Source organism: Pseudomonas sp. EpS/L25 (assembly GCF_001512295.1).
Taxonomy (GTDB): domain Bacteria; phylum Pseudomonadota; class Gammaproteobacteria; order Pseudomonadales; family Pseudomonadaceae; genus Chryseomonas.
On sequence record NZ_LNUP01000018.1, the window covers coordinates 296,894 to 317,157 of the forward strand.

19 protein-coding genes are annotated in these 20,264 nt (G+C 67.0%); 15 read left to right on the top strand and 4 right to left on the bottom strand.

Annotation, left to right across the window (positions count from 1 at the left end; genetic code table 11):
- Positions 1 to 56: 56 nt before the first annotated feature.
- The 4 genes from AR540_RS23740 to AR540_RS23755 all read left to right on the top strand — a co-directional run bounded on the left by AR540_RS23740 (position 57) and on the right by AR540_RS23755 (position 5,010).
- Complete coding sequence (locus AR540_RS23740) at positions 57 to 935, top strand: AraC family transcriptional regulator (protein WP_059232415.1); 879 nt, start codon at positions 57 to 59, stop codon at positions 933 to 935.
- A 149-nt stretch (positions 936 to 1,084) separates the two neighbouring features.
- Positions 1,085 to 1,594 carry a sigma-70 family RNA polymerase sigma factor gene (locus AR540_RS23745; RefSeq protein ID WP_059232536.1) on the top strand — a complete coding sequence of 170 codons (510 nt, stop codon included), beginning with the start codon at positions 1,085 to 1,087 and terminating at the stop codon, positions 1,592 to 1,594.
- On the top strand, positions 1,591 to 2,523 hold the full coding sequence (locus AR540_RS23750; protein WP_059232416.1) for a DUF4880 domain-containing protein: 933 nt from the start codon (positions 1,591 to 1,593) through the stop codon (positions 2,521 to 2,523). Before AR540_RS23745 ends, AR540_RS23750 begins: the two co-directional genes overlap by 4 nt.
- Positions 2,524 to 2,598: 75 nt before the next feature.
- Positions 2,599 to 5,010 (top strand): TonB-dependent siderophore receptor, encoded by a 2,412-nt coding sequence (locus tag AR540_RS23755; RefSeq protein ID WP_059232417.1) that lies wholly within the window; start codon positions 2,599 to 2,601, stop codon positions 5,008 to 5,010.
- A gap of 222 nt (positions 5,011 to 5,232) precedes the next feature.
- Here AR540_RS23755 and fnr read toward each other — a convergent pair whose 3' ends face one another.
- Together fnr and hemN are read right to left on the bottom strand one after the other, a co-directional pair.
- Entirely contained in the window at positions 5,233 to 5,964 is a 732-nt protein-coding gene (fnr, locus tag AR540_RS23760; protein ID WP_059232418.1) for a fumarate/nitrate reduction transcriptional regulator Fnr, read from the bottom strand.
- A gap of 63 nt (positions 5,965 to 6,027) precedes the next feature.
- Positions 6,028 to 7,410, bottom strand: a complete 1,383-nt coding sequence (gene hemN / locus AR540_RS23765; RefSeq protein ID WP_059232419.1) for an oxygen-independent coproporphyrinogen III oxidase — start codon at positions 7,408 to 7,410, stop codon at positions 6,028 to 6,030.
- Between the two features lie 112 nt (positions 7,411 to 7,522).
- Here hemN and AR540_RS23770 point away from each other — a divergent pair, with 112 nt between their 5' ends.
- Positions 7,523 to 8,170 carry an alpha/beta family hydrolase gene (locus AR540_RS23770; RefSeq protein ID WP_059232420.1) on the top strand — a complete coding sequence of 216 codons (648 nt, stop codon included), beginning with the start codon at positions 7,523 to 7,525 and terminating at the stop codon, positions 8,168 to 8,170.
- Here the strand turns inward: AR540_RS23770 and AR540_RS23775 are convergent.
- Positions 8,167 to 9,735: a rhodanese-related sulfurtransferase gene (locus AR540_RS23775; RefSeq protein WP_059232421.1), complete on the bottom strand. Its 1,569-nt coding sequence runs from the start codon at positions 9,733 to 9,735 to the stop codon at positions 8,167 to 8,169. The two genes, AR540_RS23770 and AR540_RS23775, sit on opposite strands and share 4 nt — an antisense overlap.
- Positions 9,732 to 10,334 (bottom strand): cysteine dioxygenase, encoded by a 603-nt coding sequence (locus AR540_RS23780; protein WP_059232422.1) that lies wholly within the window; start codon positions 10,332 to 10,334, stop codon positions 9,732 to 9,734. The genes AR540_RS23775 and AR540_RS23780 overlap by 4 nt, the downstream gene beginning before the upstream one ends.
- A 247-nt stretch (positions 10,335 to 10,581) precedes the next feature.
- On the opposite strand from AR540_RS23780, the gene AR540_RS23785 reads away from it, so the two are divergent.
- From AR540_RS23785 to AR540_RS23830, 10 genes are all read left to right on the top strand, one after another.
- Entirely contained in the window at positions 10,582 to 11,361 is a 780-nt protein-coding gene (locus tag AR540_RS23785) for a class II aldolase/adducin family protein (RefSeq protein WP_059232423.1), read from the top strand.
- On the top strand, positions 11,358 to 12,311 hold the full coding sequence (locus tag AR540_RS23790; RefSeq protein WP_059232424.1) for an ABC transporter substrate-binding protein: 954 nt from the start codon (positions 11,358 to 11,360) through the stop codon (positions 12,309 to 12,311). The genes AR540_RS23785 and AR540_RS23790 overlap by 4 nt, the downstream gene beginning before the upstream one ends.
- Positions 12,308 to 13,282 (top strand): ABC transporter substrate-binding protein, encoded by a 975-nt coding sequence (locus AR540_RS23795; RefSeq protein ID WP_059232425.1) that lies wholly within the window; start codon positions 12,308 to 12,310, stop codon positions 13,280 to 13,282. The genes AR540_RS23790 and AR540_RS23795 overlap by 4 nt, the downstream gene beginning before the upstream one ends.
- Before the next feature lie 208 nt (positions 13,283 to 13,490).
- Positions 13,491 to 14,519 carry an ABC transporter substrate-binding protein gene (locus AR540_RS23800; protein WP_059232426.1) on the top strand — a complete coding sequence of 343 codons (1,029 nt, stop codon included), beginning with the start codon at positions 13,491 to 13,493 and terminating at the stop codon, positions 14,517 to 14,519.
- 74 nt (positions 14,520 to 14,593) lie between these two features.
- Positions 14,594 to 15,436 carry a MetQ/NlpA family ABC transporter substrate-binding protein gene (locus AR540_RS23805; RefSeq protein WP_059232427.1) on the top strand — a complete coding sequence of 281 codons (843 nt, stop codon included), beginning with the start codon at positions 14,594 to 14,596 and terminating at the stop codon, positions 15,434 to 15,436.
- Positions 15,433 to 16,527 carry a methionine ABC transporter ATP-binding protein gene (locus AR540_RS23810; RefSeq protein WP_059232428.1) on the top strand — a complete coding sequence of 365 codons (1,095 nt, stop codon included), beginning with the start codon at positions 15,433 to 15,435 and terminating at the stop codon, positions 16,525 to 16,527. Before AR540_RS23805 ends, AR540_RS23810 begins: the two co-directional genes overlap by 4 nt.
- Positions 16,520 to 17,173: a methionine ABC transporter permease gene (locus tag AR540_RS23815; RefSeq protein WP_059232429.1), complete on the top strand. Its 654-nt coding sequence runs from the start codon at positions 16,520 to 16,522 to the stop codon at positions 17,171 to 17,173. The genes AR540_RS23810 and AR540_RS23815 overlap by 8 nt, the downstream gene beginning before the upstream one ends.
- A gap of 293 nt (positions 17,174 to 17,466) precedes the next feature.
- Positions 17,467 to 18,558 carry a dimethylsulfone monooxygenase SfnG gene (sfnG, locus tag AR540_RS23820; protein ID WP_059232430.1) on the top strand — a complete coding sequence of 364 codons (1,092 nt, stop codon included), beginning with the start codon at positions 17,467 to 17,469 and terminating at the stop codon, positions 18,556 to 18,558.
- A gap of 3 nt (positions 18,559 to 18,561) precedes the next feature.
- Positions 18,562 to 19,350, top strand: coding sequence for an ABC transporter ATP-binding protein (locus tag AR540_RS23825; RefSeq protein ID WP_059232431.1), 789 nt, complete (start codon positions 18,562 to 18,564; stop codon positions 19,348 to 19,350).
- Between the two features lie 28 nt (positions 19,351 to 19,378).
- Positions 19,379 to 20,260, top strand: a complete 882-nt coding sequence (locus AR540_RS23830) for a branched-chain amino acid ABC transporter permease (RefSeq protein WP_059232432.1) — start codon at positions 19,379 to 19,381, stop codon at positions 20,258 to 20,260.
- Positions 20,261 to 20,264: the final 4 nt, after the last annotated feature.

Below are 20,264 nucleotides of genomic sequence, written 5' to 3' on the forward strand. Positions count from 1 at the left end.
TATCGTCACCCGGAACGGGTGATCCTGACGTGGTCGAACAACACCAGGCCAACCCCATGGATCTGCCCGTCACGCTTTCGCGCACTTCCACCTATCCGCAGCGTTTCGACAGGGTTCTTGCCTACATCGAGGCCAATCTGGATGGTGACCTGTCGGTAGCAGCCCTGAGTGAGGTGGCCGCTTTCTCGGCCTTTCACTTCCATCGGCAGTTCACCGCCTACCTGGGGATGCCGGTTGCCCGCTACGTGCAGCTGCTGCGCCTGCGGCGTGCCGGGTTGAGCCTGCTTGCGGCCAGGCGCCGCTCCGTGCTGGAGGTGGCGCTGGAGGCCGGCTTCGAAAGCCCTGAAGCCTTCAGCCGGGCGTTCCGCCGGCTCTTCGGTCAGGCGCCGCGACGGTTCCGCCAGGCGCCCGATTGGCGACCCTGGCACCTGGTGTTCGACATCCCTCGACTATCCAGGAGTCTCGTCATGCAACTACGTCTAGTGGAATTCACTGCCGTCAGGATCGCTGCCTTCGAGCTCCGGGGACCGCGTCAGAACGTCGGGGAGAGCGTGCGCCTCTTCATCGACTGGCGCAAGCGCAGTGGCCAGTCGCCGGTGGCGACCAGCCGTTCCTTCGGGATTCCCTTCGGCAATCCCGATACGACGCCCGCTGAGGATTTTCGCTTCGCCATTGGCGGAGAGATCAACGAAGACGTCCGGCCCAATCCCCAGGGGGTACGGGAACTGCTCATCGCCGGTGGCCGCTATGCCGTGGTCCGCCACACAGGTTCGACCGATCGTATCGACGAGAGCATCTACCCGCTCTATCGCGACTGGCTGCCCGGCAGTGGTGAGGAGTTGCGCGACGCGCCACTGTTCTTCCATTACCTGAGCGTCTATCCGGAAACGCCCCAGGAACGCTGGCAGACGGATATTTACTTACCTCTGGCCTGAACAGGCACCTGGACGCTTCGCTGCGTTCGCGCGCCGGCCGGCCATCGGGATGGAACACGACTTTACCTTCCGAGGGGAGCTACCGGAGCTGTATTTTGGTATCGAGAAGCATTATCATTTCCGAAAGTCAGTAGCTTCCGGGGATGGTGATGCAGACGCTCGAGTCCGACCGATACGGACATATTCGGACCCTTTACCTGGACCACCACGGCTGGCTGCGCGAGCGCTTGCAGCGCCGGCTAGGGTGCCTGGGGCAGGCGGCCGATCTGGCTCAGGACACCTTCGTCCGGTTGCTGGCCCGGGAAGGGGAGCTGGGGCGACTGCGTGAACCTCGCGCCTTCCTGGCTACCGTCGCCCAGGGCCTGCTGGCCAATCACTGGCGGCGCCAGGCACTGGAGCGTGCCTATCTGGAAGCCCTGGCTGCACGCCCGGAGGAGGTCCAGCCCTCACCGGAAGACCAGGCGCTGATCCTGGAAACCCTCACCGAACTCGATGCGCTGCTCGACCGGCTACCCACGCGGGTACGCCAGGCCTTCCTGCTGGCGCAACTCGAAGGCCTTACCTACGCCGTGATCGCCCAGCGACTGGGGGTGTCGGAGCGGATGGTGAAGAAGTACATGGCCCAGGCCATGCTGCATTGCCTGGAACTGGTGTCTTGAGCGCCTTGAATCGCGACTTGGGCAGCCCCCTGGAAGAGGCCGCCCAGTGGTTCGCCGAGCTGGCCGCCGACGAGGTGGACCCGGCCACCGAGCGTGCCTGGCAGCGCTGGTTGCAGGCCGATACCCGTCATGCCGTGGCCTGGGCGCGGGTCGAGGAGATCAGCGCGCGCTTCAATGCGCTGCCGGCATCAGGGCGCGCTGTGCTGGTGCGGCGTGACGCCTTGGGCCGTCGCCGTGCGCTCAAGGTACTGGGCCTGGCGTTGAGCGGGCTTGCCCTGGGCTGGAATCGGCCGGACGACTGGCGGCTGGGGCAGGGCGCCGAGCTGAGTACCGCGGTCGGGGAAATTCGCGCCTTCGAGCTGGCGAAGGGCCTAAGCGCATGGCTCGACACCGATAGCCAATTGGCTCGGGAGGGGCCGTCCGCGCAGTGGCGTCTGCTGCGTGGCGGAGCTGCCTTCGAGAACCGCGGCGGCGCGGCGACCTTGCAGCTGGAGACGGGAGTCGGCGAGCTGCGGCTGGGCCTGGGCTGCTGCGAGGTGCGCAGCCGTGATGAGGGGGTGGAGATCGCCTCCTACACCGGGTCGGTCGGGCTCTTCCCACTGCAGATGCGGTCCCAGACCTTGACCCAAGGTCAGCGAGCCTTGATGACGGCGACCGCGGTGCGTCCCTTGGGCCGGGTCGATCCGGGGCGTCAGCTTTGGCGCCAGGGACGGCTGGTGGTCGATGACTGGTCGTTGGGTGCCTTGGTGGATGAGCTCGCACGCTATCGCCCGGGATTACTGACCTGCACCGCCACGGTCGCCCAGCTGCGGGTGGTGGGCAGCTATCCACTTGACGATACCGACCGTGCCCTGGCGGCCCTGGCCGACAGCCTCCCGGTGCGGGTGGAACGACGCCTGCCTTGGTGGGTGCAGATCGTGCCTGCCTGAAAAAAATGGCGCGGGCGGTTCCCCTTTGGCCCACTCGCGGGGCCTAGGGGAAACGTTCCTTCATTCGAGGCTTCCATGCAGCGCCATTCTCGTTTCGCCCTTCATCCCCTGCGCCGTGCGGCGCGTGCCTTCGCCCTGGCGGTGCCGCTGGGCATCACCGGCGTGGCTGCGCCGCTGGTGCAGGCCGCGCCCAGTGTCCAGGAGTACCGCATCGAGGCGGGCAGCCTGGCCAGGGTCCTGAGCACCTTCGCGGCCCAGAGCGGCGTGTTGCTATCGTCACCGGCCCAGGGGCTGGAGGAGCGCCGCAGTTCGGGGCTGCAGGGACGGTATACGCCGGACGAGGGCTTCGCGCGAATCCTGCAGGGCAGTGGCCTACAGGCGGTGCGCCAGGCGGATGACAGCTATCGCCTGGAGGCCGTACCTGCGAGCGGGGTGACTTCCCTGAGCGACACCACGGTGACCGGTTTCGCCTTGGGCAACGCCTTGGGCGAGACCGACGGCTATCTCGCCACCCACAGCGACGTGGCCACCAAGACCAGCAAGTCGCTACTGGAGACCTCGCAGTCGGTGTCGGTGGTGACCCGTGAACAGATCGACGACCAGGGCGCCAAGACCGTCCAGCAGGCCATGAAATACACCCCGGGGATCTTCACCGGGCAAGTCGGGGCGTCCAATCGCTACGACTACGTGGTGATGCGCGGTTTCGCCGACAACAGCGTCGACAACGTCTTTCTCGATGGCCTCAAGACCATGGGCGACAGCGGCACCTTCAGCTCGCTGCAGGTCGATCCCTATTTCCTCGAACGCATCGACGTGGTGAAGGGGCCGGCGTCGGTGCTCTATGGCCGCAGCCTGCCGGGTGGACTGGTGGCCCTGACCAGCAAGAAGCCGCTGTACCAGCCCTATCACCAGGTGCAGGCCACCCTGGGCAATCTCGGCCAGCGCGGCGCCGGCTTCGATTTCGGCGGCTCGCTGGACGAGGAGGGGCGTATCGCCTATCGCCTGGTGGGTCTGGCCCAGCACAGCGATACCCAGTTCGACCACGTGGAGGAAGAGCGCTACGCCCTGGCGCCGAGCCTGGCCATCGACCTTAGCGACGCCACCACCCTGACCCTGCAGGCCTATCTGCAAAAGGACCCCGATGGCGGCTACCACAGCGGGGTGCCGGCCGAGGGCAGTCTCTATCGCCGCAATGGTCGCTACCTCAGCAACCATTTCTTCGACGGCGAACCCGACCACGACAAGTTCGAGCGAACCCAGCAGATGGTCGGCTATCAGTTCGAGCACCGTTTCAACGACGTCTGGAGCGCACGGCAGAACTTCCGCTACGCCAAGTCGCGGGTGGAATTGGAGCAGGTCTATGGCTACGGCTATGTCGGCAACAGCGACCTGCTCAATCGCTACTACTCCGGCGGCCGCGAGAACCTGCACGCCTATACCCTGGACAACATGGTCCAGGCGGACTTCGATTGGGCGGGTACCCGACACACGCTGCTGGCCGGGGTCGACTATCAGCGCCGCTGGACCCACGTGGACTGGCCGAGTGGCACTGCCGATCCGCTGGACGCCTTCGACCCGAGCTATGGCGGCCAGGTGACGATCTACCCCGGCAGCGAATACCGCCGTGAACTGGAGCAGACCGGCGTCTACCTGCAGGATCTGATCGAGCTGGATCGCTGGCGCCTGTCTCTGGGCCTGCGCCAGGATTGGGTGGAGATCGGTATCGAAGACCGCAGCACCGGCTCACGCAGCAGCGAGCGCCGCGGTCAGGCCAGCGGGCGGGCCGGGGTGCTCTATCTGTTCGATAACGGCCTGGCGCCCTACCTGAGCTATTCCACGTCCTTCAATCCCAACGCCTACAACGACGCGGCGGGCAACCCGCTGGAGCCCACCGAGGGCAAGCAGTGGGAGCTTGGCCTGAAGTACCAGCCGCCGGGCAGCAGCAGTCTCTACACCGCCTCGCTGTTCCACATCACCCAGGAGAACGTGGCGACCAAGCTGCCGCAGGAGGACTTCTATTCCTCGGTGGGTGAGATCCGCTCGCGCGGCCTGGAGCTGGAGGGCCATCTGCAGCTAGCCGAGCGCCTGAAGCTCCTGGGCAGCTACACCTTCACCGACATCGAATACACCCAGGCGCTGGACGGCACCCAGGGCAACACGCCGAACCAGGCACCGCGCCACCAGGCGTCGCTGTGGGGGCAATACGAGCTGGCGGGGCCTCTGGCGGGCTTCAGCGTTGGCGCCGGGGCGCGCTACGTGGGCACCAGTTGGGCGGACAAGGCCAATACCCGGAAGGTACCGGCCTATACCCTGGTGGACGCCATGCTCGCCTATGACTTCACCCGGTTGGGGTTGCCGGGGCTCACCGCGCGGATCAATGCCAACAACCTGATGGGTAAAGACTATGTGGCGTCCTGCTACAGCCTGGACTTCTGCTATTTCGGGGAAGAGCGCAACGTGACCGCGACGGTCAGCTACAGCTTCTAGTGTGGTGTTTCAGAAGTTCGCGCAAGAATTGGCGAGTGATTTTTTGGCGGTTCGGCGTTCCGACTGGGCCAGGCGCCGCGACGAGTCATAGCAAAGCTATGGTGATGAGTGGCAACGCCGCCTAGGCCGAAAAAGCGCCGCCAAAATTGTGCAGATAACTTCTGAAACACCACACTAGAAGGGCAGGGCGCCTGCCGCTGACTGAGCGGCAGGCTCAAGCCGTCAGCCTTCCAGCTGGCCACCGGCCAGGGCGCAGAGGCGCGCGGAGTCGAGGATGCGCACTTCCTTGCCTTCCGCTGCCAGCACGCCGCTCTGCTGGAAGCGGGTGAAGACTCGTGACACGGTTTCCACGGCCAGGCCGAGGAAGTTGCCGATCTCGTTGCGCGACATGCTCAGGCGGAATTGCTGGGCGGAGAAGCCGCGGGCATGGAAGCGCGCCGAGAGATTGACCAGGAAGGTGGCGATGCGCTCGTCGGCGCTCTTCTTCGACAAGAGCACCATCATCTGCTGGTCGTCGCGGATCTCCCGGCTCATCACGCGCAGCAGTTGCCGACGCAGTTGCGGCAGCTGCTCGGAGAGTTCGTCCAGGCGCTCGAAGGGGATCTCGCAGACGGTGGTGGTCTCCAGCGCCCGTGCCGAGACCGGATAGCGCTCGCTGTCCATGCCCGACAGGCCGACCAGTTCGCTGGGCAGGTGGAAGCCGGTGATCTGTTCTTCGCCGGCGTCGCTCAGGCTGCTGGTGCGCAGGGCGCCGGAGCGTACGGCGTAGACCGAACCGAAGGTATCGCCCTGGCGGAACAGGTAGTCACCCTTGGCCAGCGGCCGGCCACGCTTGACGATCTGGTCGAGGGCGTCCAGGTCTTCCAGGTCGAGCGAGAGCGGCAGGCACAGCGAGGCGAGGCTGCAGTCCTTGCAATGGGCCTGGGCGGTGCGCAGCTTGAGGGGCTCGGTCATGGGGGCGGGTCGCTTCTCGTCTGGTTCCAAAAGTCTAACTTTAGCAGTCGTGGCAGGCATGGGTCATATCACCCGGGAAAAGCGCTGACTGTCATGGCCCGCCAGATAGCGGTCGAACAGCATGCACAGGGCACGGATCAGCAACCGTCCTGGCGCCAATACCTGCAGGCCGCGCGCATCGAGACGGATCAGGCCATCGGCGGCCATGGCTTCGAGCTGGGGCCAGGCCTCGGCGAAGTACTGGCGGAAATCCAGTTCGCAACTGCGCTCGATGGCCGCGAAATCCAGCTGGAAGTGGCAGATCAACTGGGCGATCACCGCGCCGCGGATGCGGTCGTCCCGCGAGCGGCGCAGGCCACGGGTCACCGCCAGTTCGCCCTGGCCCAGGCGCTCCTGATAGCCGCCGAGGTCGGGACTGTTCTGGCAGAGGACGTCGCCGACCTGGCTGATGGCGGAGACGCCCAGGCCGAGCAGGTCGCAATGACCATGGGTGGTGTAGCCCTGGAAGTTGCGCTGCAGGGTGCCGTCTTCCTGGGCGATGGCCAGGTCGTCGTCGGGCAGGGCGAAGTGGTCCATGCCGATATAGCGATAGCCGGCGGCCAGCAGCTGTTCCACGGTGCGCTGCAGCATCTCCAGCTTGGCCGCGGGGTCCGGTAGCTCACTGGCCTCGATGCGCCGCTGGGGCGGAAAGCGGTGCGGCAGGTGGGCGTAGTTGAACACCGACAGCCGATGGGGTTGCAGTTCCAGCACCCGCGCCACGGTCTGGGCGAAGCCGGCCGTGGTCTGTCGCGGCAGGCCGTAGATGAGGTCCAGGTTGATGGAGCGGTACCCGAGGGCGCGGGCAGCTTCCACCAGGGTGCGGGTGTCGTCGAAGGGTTGCAGGCGATTGATCGCCAGCTGCACCTGCAGGTCGAGATCCTGGACGCCGAAGCTGACGCGGTTGAAGCCCAGCTCGCGCAAGAGGCCCATGGTGCTCCAGTCGGCTTCGCGCGGATCGATCTCGATGGAGTAGTCGCCACGGTCGTCGTCGGCCAGGGTGAAGTGGCGCCGCAGGTCGGCCATGAGCTCGCGCAACTGCACGGGATTGAGAAAGGTCGGGGTACCGCCGCCGAGGTGCAGTTGGTCCACCCGCTGCCCGCCGTCCAGGTGGCGGCTGGTGAGGGCCATTTCCTGGCGCAGGGCCGCGAGGTAGGCGACGCTGCGGCTACGGTCCTTGGTGATGACCTTGTTGCACGCGCAGTAGTAGCAGATGTTGGCGCAGAAGGGCACGTGGACGTAGAGCGACAGCGGGCGACCGGCCTGGCGGCTCAGGCGTAGCGCACCGAGCAGGTCGAAGGCGCCGATGCCGTCATGGAATTGCACGGCGGTGGGATAGGAGGTGTAGCGGGGGCCGGCGCGATCATAGCGGGCGATAAGGTCGGCGTCCCAGGCGAGGGCGGCTGTCATGCCGGGCTCCAATGGCTTCGAGGTGTCCAGTGTGAGGGGCGGCGCCCGCGCTTTATTGATCCAGATCAATGGATAGCCGGTTAAGCTTTGGCGTTTGGACGAGGAGTAGCCCATGGCAGACGAGTTGTACCTCGCCACCTTCCGCGAGGTCAGACCTGCGGGGACACCCCTGGCGACCCTGTTGCTGGCCCATGGCGCCGGCGCGGGGATGGACAGCCCCTTCCTGGAACAACTGGCGGTGGAACTGGCGCGGCGCGAGATCCGGACCCTGAGATTCGACTTTCCCTACATGGCGTGCGCCCGGGCCGAGGGTAGGCGACGCCCGCCGAATCCTGCGGCGGTGCTGCTGGAGCACTGGCGCCAGATGGTTGCGCTCTGGCGCGCGGCAGAAAGCGGCCCGCTGTGGCTGGCGGGCAAGTCCATGGGCGGACGGATGGCCAGTCTGCTGGCCGACGAACTGGGCGCGGCGGGACTGATCTGCCTCGGCTATCCCTTCCATCCAGCGGGGAAGCCCGAACGGCTGCGCACCGAACACCTGGCGACCCTGGCCACGCCGACACTGATCGTCCAGGGCGAGCGCGACGCCCTGGGCAACCGCGAGGAGGTGGCCGGTTATACCCTGGCGCCGTCCGTCGAGGTGCAGTGGATCGCCACCGCGGACCATGACCTCAAGCCGCTCAAGAGTAGTGGCCTGAGCCGAGCCCAGGTGCTGGCGGACACGGCGGCACGGGTAGCGGCCTTCGTGAGAACCGGCGGCTAGATCACCCGGAAGCCGCTGGTGCCATCGCGCCGCAACTGCTCGACCAAACCGAATTCCCAGTCGAGGTAGGCCTGCATCGCCTCGCGCGGGGCGTCGGTACCCTCGTAGGGACGGCGATAGCGGTCGCGACGGGTCGACAGAAGCTGTGTCTCCCCGCTTTCCACGGGCAGCCCGGCGGCCAGCCAGGCCGAGGTACCGCCCTCCAGCAGCAGGACGGGACGGTCGGTGGTGGACTGGACGTCGACGGCGGCGAAGGCGGCCAGTTGACCGCTGCCACAGGTGAAGACATAGCGCTCGGCTGGCGGCAGGGCCGTCGGCAGATCGGCGCGCAGCACCCAGGCGGCGCCGGGAATGTGGCGCTGCACGTAGTTCGCGCTGGCGGTGACGTCCAGCACCTGGGTGCCCGGCTCGGCCAGCAGCTCCTGCAGACGCGTCACGGAGATACGCTCCACCGGCCCAGGGGTGGGAGCGGGCGCCTGCCAGGGACCGGTGGCGCTCAGGGCGGTGGCTGGGAGGTCGTCCACCACCGCGACCTCCCAGCCCATCTGCGCCAGCCAGGAGGCGCTCATGTTGGCGCGCACGCCATCGTCGTCCACCAGCGCCAGGCGCGCGCCGCGCACCGGGGCGCTGTGATCGGTCTCCTGTACCAGCTGGCCGCCCGGGGTGGAGCGGGCGTCGGGCAGATGGCCGGCGGCGAATTCCTCGGGGGTACGCACATCGATCAGGTAGTTCGTCCGCCGGGGGTTGCTGCGCCAGGCCTCCAGTTCGCTGAAGGGGAGGCGGGCGACACCGGCGCGGTCGGCCACCTGGCGGGCGCGGGTGGCGGCGGTCGCCCGGGTCGCCGGGCTGACGTCGCCGCAGCGGCGGGCCTGGCCCTGTTCCAGTTGCTGGCCCGCGAGCGTCCAGCCGATGGTGCCATTGCGCAGGGCCGCCACTGGATTGGGGATGCCGGCGTTGATCAGCGACTGGGCACCGATCAGGCTGCGGGTACGGCCGGCGCAATTGACGATGACCCGCGTGCGGGGATCGGGAGCCAGCTCGGCCACCCGCAGCACCAGTTCGGCGCCCGGTACGCTGACGCCGCCAGGAATGCTCATGGTCTGGTATTCCTCGAAACGGCGGGCATCCAGGATCACGACATCGGCGTTCTGGTCCAGCAGCGCCTTGACCTCCTCGGCCGGCAGCGAGGGGGTATGGCGTCGGCTCTCCACCAGCTCGCCAAAGGCCTTGCTCGGCACGTTGACGTCGATGAACAGCTCGCCGCCGCTGGCACGCCAACCTGCCAGGGCACCCTCGAGCAAGGCTACGTCGGTATAGCCCAGGGCCTGCAGGCGCTCGGCGGCGCGTTCGGCCAGGCCTTCGCCATCGTCATAGAGGGTGATGGCCACGTCGCGGCGCGGCAGGCGCGCCCAGGCTTCCAGCTCCAGGCGCGACAATGGCAGGTTGGCGGCCCACAGCGGATGGCCTTCGGCAAACGGCGCTTCCTCGCGGACATCGAGCAGGGCGACTTCCGCCCCGGCGAGCAGGGCCTGGCGAATCTCGGCAGGGGTACGGACGGCGGTCATGGCGTGGCGGTCTCCTGGGACAGGTCCCACAGGTTGGGCAACTGGCGGTTGGTGTAGCCGGAAATGAAGGGTTTCTCCCGGCCATCGAGGTCATAGACGGCACGGCGCACGGCGCCGATGTTGCCGCCATAGACGTGGATGCTGATGGAGGTGCGGTCGGCATAGGCGTTGCTCACCTGGTGGATGTCACCCACCCGCGGCGACACCGCCTCTACCTGGCCGGGCTGCAGACGCATGGGCGCACCTTCCGGCAACAGGCGGCCATCGGGCCCTCGGGCGAAGCCCTGGGCGGTCTCGGCGCCGCGCAGCATGCCGATCAGGCCCCAGGTTCGATGGTCGTGCACCGGCGTGGCCTGGCCCGGCCCCCAGACGAAGCTCACCACCGAAAAGCGTTGGCGGGCATCGGCATGCAGCAGGTACTGGCTGTAACGCTCGGGCCGGGGCAGGGCGCAGTCCTCGGGCAGCCAGTCGTCGTGACGCACCAGGTCGCCGAGCAGGACCGCGCCGCGGGCCAGCAGCTGGGGTTCAGCGGGCTGTTCGTCCACCAGGGCGGCGAGGTCGTGCAGGAACAGGCGCAGGCGGTCGAGCCTAAGAGTCATGGCGGGCTCCACGGATAGGCGGGTGGTAGTGGGGCCATTAAAGCAGGACCGAGACCCTCGACCTTAGATCGATTGGTTCTGTACTGACAACCGATAGCTGCATGTTTAGGTAGCCACGTTATCCGTAATGAGTATATTAGGTTATGCGGAATCGGTATTTAGATTGGACGAGTAATTAGAGTTAGGTTCTAAGCAGACCAGGGCAACGCCCGTCGCCCTGGCTTTCTGCTGCCCTCGGAGCCCTTGCATGACCGCCCTCGTCCCCTCCCTCGCCAGCGTCCGTGCCCAGGTGTCTGTCGCCGAATGGGAGGCGCGGGTCAAACTCGCGGCGGCCTATCGGTTGGCGGCGCGCGAACGCTGGACCGATCACATCTACACCCATTTTTCACTGCGGGTACCGGGGCCGGATGAGCACTTCCTGATCAATCCCTTCGGCCAGACCTTCGACGAGATCACCGCCTCCTCGTTGGTGAAGGTGGACATCGACGGGGAGATCGTCCTCGATCCCACGGGCTTCGGCATCAATCCCGCCGGCTATGTGATCCATAGCGCCATCCATCGCGCCCAACCCGAGACCCACGCGGTGTTGCACACCCATACCGCGGCGGGTATCGGCGTCTCGGCTCAGCGCGGGGGCCTGCTGATGATCTCCCAACACGCCATGAGGTTCTTCCGGCGCCTGGCCTATCACGGCTACGAGGGCGTGGCCCTGGATCTGGACGAGCAGAGCCGGCTGGTGGCCGATCTCGGACCGCACCAGGCCATGATCCTCCGCAATCACGGCTTGCTCACCACTGGCCAGAGCCTGGAGGAAGCCTTCTGGCACCTCTACTACCTGGAGCGCTCCTGTGCCGCGCAGTTGGCGGCCCAGAGTGGCGGCGCCGAGCTGGTGATCGCCCCGGACGCCGTCGCGCAGAAGGTCAGCGACCTGATCCCTGGCAATCTGGCCCGCGGTGCCCATGTCCGCCACTGGGAGGCGGCGGTGCGCCAGCTGGAGCGCCAGCAAGGCCGGGAGTACGGGCTATGAAGCGCCTGCTCGCCACCCTCGGTTTGGCGCTGCTGCTGGGGCAGGCCCAGGCGGCGCCGGATCTCTCCGGGGTGACCCTGGTACTGGGCGACCAGGCCCGCGGCCTGCGCGCCATGATGGAAGCCGCCGGCACTCTCGAAGGGGCGCCTTATCAGTATCGCTGGGCCAATTTCCAGGGAGCCGCGCCGCTGTTCGAGGCCCAGCGCGTCGGTGCGGTGGATACTTCCTACGCGGGTGACCTGCCGGTGCTGATGGCTGCGTCGAGCGGCGTGCCGCTCAAGCTGATCGCCACCAACGTAGGCTATCCCCAGGCCAATGGCCTGCTGGTGCAGCGGGATTCGCCGATCCGCTCGGTGCAGGATCTCAAGGGGCGCACCGTGGTGGTGTCCTCGGCCAAGGGCAGCATCTCCCAGCATCTGCTCTATGCCGCCCTGGCGGAGGCCGGGCTCAAGCGCGAGGACGTGACGGTCAAGTTCGTGTTGCCCACCGACGCCAGCGCGGCGTTCACTGCCGGGCAGATCGACGCCTGGGCCACCTTCGATCCCTATCTCGGCATCGCCGAGCAGCACGGTGCGCGCCTGCTGCGCGATGGCCAGGGGCTGACCACCGCCCTGGGCTTTCTCACCGCCACGCCGACATCCCTGGAGGACCCGGCCAAGCGCGCCGCCATCGCCGACTTCGCCGGACGCCTGGCCCAGGCGCGGGCCTGGGCGGTAGCCCATCCGCAGGACTATGCCCGGGTCTATGCCGAGCTGACGCGCCTGCCGGAAGGCGCCGCGGCGGCCATTTCCGCCCGCACCTCCCGCGGCCTGCGCCCGGTGCAGCCAACGGACGTCGCCGCGGTGCAGAAGGTGGCCGATCTGTTCAGCGAACTCCAGGTACTGCCCAAGCCGGTCGAGGTGGCAGCCCTGGCCGACCCCTCCGTCTTCACCCAGGAACCCACGCCATGACCTCCTTCCGCCGCATCCTGCTGGCACTGCCGGTGCTGCTCGCCGCCAGTGCGGCCCTGGCCGCCGAGACCCTCACCCTGCGCATCGCCGACCAGAAGGGCAACATGCGCGCCCAGCTGGAGGCGGCCGACGGCCTGCGCGACCTGCCGGGCTATCGTATCCAGTGGGCGGAGTTTCCCGCCGCCGCGCCCCTGGCCGAGGCGCTCAACGCCGGGGCGGTGGACGCCGGCATCATCGGCGATGGGCCGTTGCTGTTCGCCCTGGCCGCCGGGGCCCCGGTCAAGGCCATCGCCGTGGACAAGTCCAATCCTTATGGCACCGCAGTGATCGTGCCCCGCGACTCGCCGCTGCGCACGGCAGCCGACCTCAAGGGCAAGCGCATCGCTACCGGGCGCGGCTCCATCGGTCATTACATCGCCCTCAAGGCGCTGGATTCGGTCGGACTGACGGCCAAGGACGTAAGCTTCCGCTTCCTTGGCCCGGTGGATGCCAAGATGGCCCTGGCCAACGGCTCGGTGGACGCCTGGGCCACCTGGGAGCCCTATACCGCCCTGGCCGAGCAGGTGGACGGCGCCCAGGTGTTGGTCAACGGCCGCGGGCTTTGGGCCGGCAACAGTTTCCTCGCGGCCACCGACGCGGCCCTGGCCGATCCGGCCAAGCGCGCGGCGCTGCAGGACTACCTGGATCGCCTGGCCGCGGCTCAGCGCTGGGGCTATGCCAACCTCGACAGCTATGCCAGGACCCTGGCGCAGATCATCGGCTTTCCCGAAGCGGTGGCGCGGTTGCAGTTCGCGCGGCGCCAGCTGCATTGGGAGCCCATCGATGCCCAGGTGGTCGCCGACCAGCAGGCGGCAGCGGACTTCTACCACCGCAGCGGCCTGATTCCGCAGCGACTGCATGTCCAGGGAACCTTCGCCCAAGGCTTCCAGGTCACCAAGCCGGATGAGGCGCGGCAGGCGGCGCGGGAGTAGGGCGGAGGCGTGGGGAAGAACCCTCTCCACAGCCCTCTCCCTGAGGAGGAGGGGGGCGTCCGGTGCGTATGGATGCCGCTGAGCGGAGCGAAACCCTGGGACGTACAGCAGCCTGGATATGACCTATCCATATAACTCAAGCTTATTTCAAAAGTCCTTCATGCCCTGAGTACGCTATAAGCCTTAATCCATGGATGAGAGCCTTGCCATGCCGTTACCCCTTTCCTTCACCCGCCGTCCGCTCGCCCTCGCTTTCGCTGCCAGTCTGCTCGCGGGCCTGCTCGCCGCGCCCCAGGCTGCCCAGGCCGAGGGCACCCTGCGCATCTCCGAGCAATTCGGGGTGTCCTACGTGATCCTGCATGTGGTGCGCGATCAGAAGCTGATCGAGAAGCACGGCAAGGAAGAAGGCCTGGACATCAAGGTGGACTGGGTGAAGCTGTCCGGTGGCGCGGCCGTCAACGAGGCGGTGCTGTCGGGAGCGGTGGACGTGGGCTCCGCCGGACTCGGGCCCCTGTTCACGCTTTGGGACCGGACCCATGGTCGCCAGAACGTCAAGGCCGTAGCCAGCCTGGGCGCCTTTCCCAACTATCTGGTCACCAACAATCCCCAGGTGAAGACCCTGGCCGACTTCAGCGCCAAGGACCGCATCGCGGTGCCGGCGGTCAATGTGTCGGTCCAGTCGCGCATCCTGCAGTACGCCGCCGCCCAGGCCTTCGGCGAACAGAAATGGAATCGCCTGGAGCCGCTGACGGTCGCGGTGCCCCATCCTGATGCCGCCGCGGCGGTGATCTCCGGTGGTACCGAGATCAACAGCCACTTCGCCAATCCGCCGTTCCAGGAGCAGGAACTGGCCAGTGGCAAGGTGCACAAGGTGCTCAGTTCCTACGATGTCCTGGGCGGGGCCGTCACACCCAACCTGGTGTTCGTCACCGAGAAATTCCGTCGAGACAATCCCAAGACCTACAAGGCCTTCCGCGAAGCCCTGGTCGAAGCCGGCCAGATCATCGAGCAGGACAAGGCCGCCGCCGCCCGTACCTACATCAAGGTGGAGAATTCCAAGCTCGACCCGGCGCTGGTTCAGCAGATCATCGAGAGCCCCGAGGTCAACTTCGATACGGCGCCGCAGAACACCCTGGGGCTCGCCCAGTTCATGTACCGCATCGGCGCCATCCGCAACCAGCCTGCGTCCTGGCAGGACTATTTCTTCGTCGACTCGCCCGACCAGAAAGGCAGCTGATCCTTTTCCCAGGGCTTTCACCGGACCACCGGACGAGCCTTGGAGACTGTGCAAAGACATCTCGAGGTCTCCCCATGGCTATTCCTTCGATTCTCCAGCGCCTCGCGCTGCTCCTGGCGAGCGGTGCCCTGGCGCTGTCCGCCCAGGCCGCAGAGCCCCAGAAGATTCGCCTCGGCATCAATGACAGTCCGCAGAACGGCGCCTTGGAGCGCGCCGCCGAGGTGGCGCGGGAAAGAGGCGTGGAGGTGGAGATCGTCGCCTTCAGCGACTGGAACACGCCGAACCTGGCGCTCGCCCACGGCGATATCGACGTCAATTACTTCCAGCACCAGCCATTCCTGGACAACGCCAACGCCCAGAACGGCTATGGCCTGGTACCCATCGCCTATGGCGTGGAGAACAAGGTCGGGCTCTATTCCAAGCGGGTGAAGAGTTTCGCCGAGGTGCCCGCAGGCGCCACCGTGGCGGTGGCCGACGATCCGGTCAACCAGGGGCGCGGGTTGCAGCTCTATGCCCGCGCCGGCTTGATCCAGCTCAAGCCCGATGCCGGGCCCAAGGCCAGCCTGCAGGACATCGTCGCCAATCCCAGGCAGTTGAAGTTCATCGAGCTGCCGGGTCCACAACTGGCGCGGGTGCTGGACGACGTGACCCTGGCGCAGAGCTATCCCTCGCACATCCTCGCGGCCGGCACCACCGACCCGAACAGCGCCCTGCTGTTCAGCGACGACGAGGCCAACGGTCATCTCTATGCCCTGCGCTTCGTGACCAAGCCGGAAAAGGCCGCTGACCCGGCCATCCGTACCTTCATCCAGGTGTTCCAGAGCGATCCGCGGGTGCGCGAGGCCATCGCCCAGGCCTACGGTAATCCGCAGCTCTACAGCCTGGCCTGGCTGGACCGGCAGGAGGCCTCCCGATGAGCAATGCCTTGCGTAGAACCCTGGAACAACAAACGCCGGTCGAGCCAGAAGCGGAGCCCGCGCGGGAGCATTTGCGCCTGAGCGGGGTGCGGAAGGTCTATACCGGTGGCGCTGTGCCGGTCACCGCCCTGGCGGACATCGATCTGTCCATCGCCCGCGGCGAGATCTTCGGCATCATCGGCCGCAGCGGCGCCGGCAAGTCCAGCCTGATCCGTACCCTCAATCGCCTGGAAGATGTCAGCGCCGGCCAGGTGCTGATCGATGGTGTCGACATCGGCACCCTGCGCGGCGGCCAACTGGTGGCGTTGCGCCGGCGGATCGGCATGATCTTCCAGCACTTCAATCTGCTGGCGTCGCAAACGGTCCTGGAGAACCTGGCGCTGCCGCTCAAGGCGGCGGGTTTTCGTCGTGACGAGATCGAACGGCGCGCCCGCGAGTTGCTGGAACTGGTGGGTCTGCAGGGCAAGGAACAGGTCTATCCGTCGCGCCTTTCTGGTGGCCAGAAGCAGCGGGTCGGCATCGCCCGGGCGCTGATGCTCAAACCCGAATTGCTGCTCTGCGACGAGGCCACCTCGGCGCTGGACCCGGAGACCACCCAGTCGATCCTGGCGCTGCTAAAGGACATCAATCGCCGGTTGGGCCTGACCATCGTCCTCATCACCCATGAGATGGCGGTGATCCGCCAGATCTGCGACCGGGTGGTGGTGCTGGAACATGGTCGTATCGTCGAGCAAGGACCTGTGTGGCAACTGTTCGGCGCGCCCCAGGCCGAGGCCACCCAGGCGCTGCTGGCACCCCTGGCGGCGCAGCTGCCGGCGGATCTCACCAATCGCCTGAGTGCCACCCGTCAGCCGGGGGCGCGGGCGGTGCTGGAACTGAGCTACGACGGCCAGGGCGTGGAGCCCGACTTCCAGGCCCTGGGCCAGGCGCTCGGCGCGCCAGTGGAACTGCTGCACGGAGGTATCGACCGCATCCAGGGGCGCGCCCTGGGCCGCCTGCTGGTGGCCACGCCGGCCCCCGAGCGGCGGCTAGCCAGCTTCCTGACCCAGGCCGGGCTGTTCGCCCGGGCGGAGGTGCTGGGCTATGTCTGAGTTCATGCTCAAGGCGCTGTGGAAGGCCTTTCTCGATACCCTGACCATGGTCAGCGTCTCGGCGGTCATCGTCTGGTTCGCCGGCATCGCCCTGGCGGTGGTACTGGTCACCACCGGACGCGGTGCCATCTTCGCCGCGCCTACTCTCAACCGGGTACTGGGCACGGTGATCAACGCCTTCCGCGCCACGCCCTTCATCATCCTGCTGGTGGCGCTGATCCCGCTGACGCGGCTGATCACCGGCACCACCATCGGCGTCTGGGCGGCAGTGGTGCCCATCACCCTCAGCGCCACACCCTTCTTCGCGCGCATCGCCGAGGTCAGCCTGCGCGAGGTCGGGGGCGGGGTGATCGAAGCGGCCCAGGCGCTGGGCTGCGAACGGCGCCACATCATTTTCAACGTACTCCTGCCCGAGGCCCTGCCGGGCATCATCGGTGGCTTTACCGTGACTCTGGTGGCCATGATCGGCGCCTCGGCCATGGCCGGTGCCATAGGGGCGGGGGGACTAGGCGACCTGGCCATCCGCTATGGCTACCAGCGCTACGACACCCAAGTGATGGCGGTGGTGATCGCCATCCTCGTGGTGCTGGTGTGCGGCATCCAGTTCATTGGCGACCGGTACGTACGGCATCTGCGCGCGCGTTAGTCCTCCCATCCAGTCCCCGCGATGCCCGGAGCGGCCCCTGGCCCTCCGGGCATCGTCGTTTTCGTCCGTTGGCCGCCACTCGCGCGAAAGACGCGTGCCAGAGCCTGGGAAGCACTGTTGGTAGGCGGACAGCAGGACAACAGCTGCCTGGGCTTGGACAGCCTTAAGGTTCTAGATTTTTCTTTTAAGTTTTTGAAATTTATAGGGTTTTTGAGTTGGCCTGGTTCTTGATGATGCTCCGTTGACATCATTTCGACCGCCCTCGCCGGCGGCTTCACCTGGAGGAAGCAACCTTGTCCAATGTACCCGTCAAATTCGCCTATTGGGTCCCCAACGTCAGCGGCGGCCTGGTGGTCAGCAACATCGAGCAGCGCACCCACTGGGGCATCGACTACAACCGCAAGCTGGCCCAGCTCGCCGAGCAGGCCGGCTTCGACTATGCCCTGACGCAGATCCGCTTCACCGCCGGCTACGGCGCCGAATACCAGCACGAGTCGGTGGCCTTCAGTCATGCACTGCTGGCGGCTACCGAGCGGCTCAAGGTGATCGCCGCCATCCTGCCGGGCCCCTGGAATCCGGCGCTGGCGGCTAAGCAGCTGGCGACCATCGACCAGCTCACCAATGGCCGCATCGCCATCAACCTGGTGTCCGGCTGGTTCAAGGGCGAGTTCCACGGCATCGGCGAGCCCTGGCTGGAGCACGACGAGCGCTACCGCCGTTCCGAGGAGTTCATCCGCGCGCTCAAGGGCATCTGGACCCAAGACAACTTCACCTTCGCCGGCGACTTCTATCGCTTCCGTGACTACACCCTCAAGCCCAAGCCGCTGCAGCAGCCGCACCCGGAGATCTTCCAGGGCGGCAGCTCGCGGGCGGCGCGGGACATGTCGGCGCGGGTATCGGACTGGTACTTCACCAACGGCGGTACGACCGAGGAAATCCGCGCCCAGGTGCAGGATCTGCGCACCAAGGCAGCGGCGGAGGGGCGTGAGGTCAAGGTCGGAGTGAATGCCTTCATCATCGCCCGCGACACCGAGGCCGAGGCGCGCGAGGTACTGCGGGAGATCGTCGCCCAGGCCAACCCCGAGGCGGTTAAGGCCTTCGGCGATGCCGCGCGCCAGGCCGGTGCCGCCAGCCCGGAAGGCCAGGGCAACTGGGCCAACTCCAGCTTCGAGGACCTGGTGCAATACAACGACGGCTTCAAGCCCAATCTGATCGGCACCCCCGAGCAGGTCGCCGAGCGCATCGTGGCGCTCAAGGCCGAAGGTGTGGACCTGGTACTGGCCGGCTTCCTGCACTTCCAGGAGGAGGTGGAGTATTTCGGCAAGCGGGTGCTGCCGCTGGTACGTGAACTGGAAGCCCGGGCCGCGGCCCAGGCAGCGGCCTAGGCGATGGGCGCGAGCCTGGCCAAGCGTCCGGTGCTACTGGAGGTGAGTGACCTGGGGCTGGCCTTCGGCGGAGTCACGGCCTTCGCCGAGGTGGGCTTCCAGGTCCGTGAGGGGGAGATCTGCGCCCTCATCGGCCCGAATGGTGCCGGCAAGAGCTCGCTGCTCAACGTGATCAGTGGCCTGTACCGGCCACAGCGGGGAGCGGTGCGCCTGGCTGGATCGAGCCGCGCCCTGCGTTGGCCCCAGGCTGCGGCCCACGCCGGCGTCGCTCGCACTTTCCAGAATCTGGCGCTGTTCAAGGGCATGAGCGTGCTGGACAACGTGCTGACCGGGCGCGGTCGGCACCGCCGCGCCTCCTGGCTGGAGCAGGCCCTGGGGCTGGGCAGGGCGCCGACGGAGGAAAGGGCGCAGCGGGAGATCGCCGAGTGGGCGCTGGACTTCCTGCACCTGCGGCCCTGGCGTGACGCCCTGGTGGGTACCTTGCCCTATGGCCTGCAGAAGCGCGTGGAGCTGGCCCGGGCGCTCGCGGCCGAGCCGCGGCTGCTGCTGCTGGACGAGCCCCTGGCCGGGATGAACGCCGGCGAGAAGCAGGAGCTGAGCGGCTACATCAGGGACATCAACCGCGAGCGCGGGATTACCGTGGTGCTGATCGAGCACGACATCCAGGTGGTGATGCAGTTGGCGGACCACGTGGTGGTGCTGGACTACGGCCGCCTCATCGCCGATGGCGCACCCGCCGCGGTGCGTAACGATCCGGCGGTGATCGCCGCCTACCTCGGTACCCGGCACTAGGGAATACCTGCGCCAAAGGGAGGAAACCATGGCGTTTTTCGTGGAAGTCTTGCTCGGTGGTCTGCTCGCCGGGGTGATGTACGCCCTGGTGGCACTGGGCTTCGTGCTCATCTACCGGGCCTCGGGGGTGTTCAACTTCGCCCAGGGTGCCATGCTGCTGTTCGCCGCCCTGACCTACGTCAGCCTGGTGGAGCGCGGCCTGCCCGGCTGGCTGGCACTGCTCGTCACCCTGGGCGTCATGGTGCTGCTGGCCATGGCGGTGGAGCGCACGGTGCTGCGGCCGCTGGTGAATCGCTCGCCGCTGGTGCTGTTCATGGCCACCCTGGGTCTGGCCTATTTCATCGAGGGCGCCGCCCAGGCGATTTGGGGTGCCCAGGTGCACGGCCTGGACCTGGGCATCGAGGATACGCCGCTGGAGGTAGGAGCTCTGCTGCTGTCGACCTTCGACCTGTTCGCCGCGGCGGTGGCGGCAGTGCTGGTGATCGGGCTGTCGCTGCTGTTCGACCGGACACGGCTGGGCATCTCGCTACGTGCCGTGGCCGACGATCCCCTGGCTGCCCAGGCGGTAGGCATCCGCCTGCCGCGCATCTGGGCGCTGGTCTGGGCGGTGGCGGGCTGCGTCGGCCTGGTGGCGGGTCTGCTCTGGGGGGCGCGGCTGGGGGTGCAGTTCTCGCTGTCGCTGATCGTGCTCAAGGCCCTGCCGGTGCTGATCATCGGCGGCTTCTCCTCGGTCACCGGAGCCATCGTCGGTGGCCTGCTGATCGGCGCCAGTGAAAAGCTCGCCGAGGTCTATCTCGGCCCCCTCATCGGCGGCGGCCTGGAGAACTGGTTTCCCTATGCCTTCGCCCTGGTATTCCTGCTGATTCGACCAGTCGGCCTGTTCGGCGAACCCGTGGTCGAGCGCGTCTAGAGGA

Excerpts from the sequence above, each read along its gene's own strand:
- hemN (WP_059232419.1), bottom strand. The coding sequence starts at position 7,410 with ATGACAGCCGCCCTCGCCTGGGACGCCGACCTTATCGCCCGCTATGAT.
- AR540_RS23755 (WP_059232417.1), top strand. The coding sequence starts at position 2,599 with ATGCAGCGCCATTCTCGTTTCGCCCTTCATCCCCTGCGCCGTGCGGCG.
- AR540_RS23775 (WP_059232421.1), bottom strand. The coding sequence starts at position 9,735 with ATGACCGCCGTCCGTACCCCTGCCGAGATTCGCCAGGCCCTGCTCGCC.
- AR540_RS23825 (WP_059232431.1), top strand. The coding sequence starts at position 18,562 with ATGGGCGCGAGCCTGGCCAAGCGTCCGGTGCTACTGGAGGTGAGTGAC.
- AR540_RS23740 (WP_059232415.1), top strand. The coding sequence starts at position 57 with ATGGATCTGCCCGTCACGCTTTCGCGCACTTCCACCTATCCGCAGCGT.
- AR540_RS23810 (WP_059232428.1), top strand. The coding sequence starts at position 15,433 with ATGAGCAATGCCTTGCGTAGAACCCTGGAACAACAAACGCCGGTCGAG.
- AR540_RS23795 (WP_059232425.1), top strand. The coding sequence starts at position 12,308 with ATGACCTCCTTCCGCCGCATCCTGCTGGCACTGCCGGTGCTGCTCGCC.
- AR540_RS23790 (WP_059232424.1), top strand. The coding sequence starts at position 11,358 with ATGAAGCGCCTGCTCGCCACCCTCGGTTTGGCGCTGCTGCTGGGGCAG.
- AR540_RS23815 (WP_059232429.1), top strand. The coding sequence starts at position 16,520 with ATGTCTGAGTTCATGCTCAAGGCGCTGTGGAAGGCCTTTCTCGATACC.
- AR540_RS23770 (WP_059232420.1), top strand. The coding sequence starts at position 7,523 with ATGGCAGACGAGTTGTACCTCGCCACCTTCCGCGAGGTCAGACCTGCG.
- AR540_RS23830 (WP_059232432.1), top strand. The coding sequence starts at position 19,379 with ATGGCGTTTTTCGTGGAAGTCTTGCTCGGTGGTCTGCTCGCCGGGGTG.
- AR540_RS23800 (WP_059232426.1), top strand. The coding sequence starts at position 13,491 with ATGCCGTTACCCCTTTCCTTCACCCGCCGTCCGCTCGCCCTCGCTTTC.
- AR540_RS23805 (WP_059232427.1), top strand. The coding sequence starts at position 14,594 with ATGGCTATTCCTTCGATTCTCCAGCGCCTCGCGCTGCTCCTGGCGAGC.
- AR540_RS23745 (WP_059232536.1), top strand. The coding sequence starts at position 1,085 with ATGCAGACGCTCGAGTCCGACCGATACGGACATATTCGGACCCTTTAC.
- AR540_RS23785 (WP_059232423.1), top strand. The coding sequence starts at position 10,582 with ATGACCGCCCTCGTCCCCTCCCTCGCCAGCGTCCGTGCCCAGGTGTCT.
- fnr (WP_059232418.1), bottom strand. The coding sequence starts at position 5,964 with ATGACCGAGCCCCTCAAGCTGCGCACCGCCCAGGCCCATTGCAAGGAC.
- AR540_RS23780 (WP_059232422.1), bottom strand. The coding sequence starts at position 10,334 with ATGACTCTTAGGCTCGACCGCCTGCGCCTGTTCCTGCACGACCTCGCC.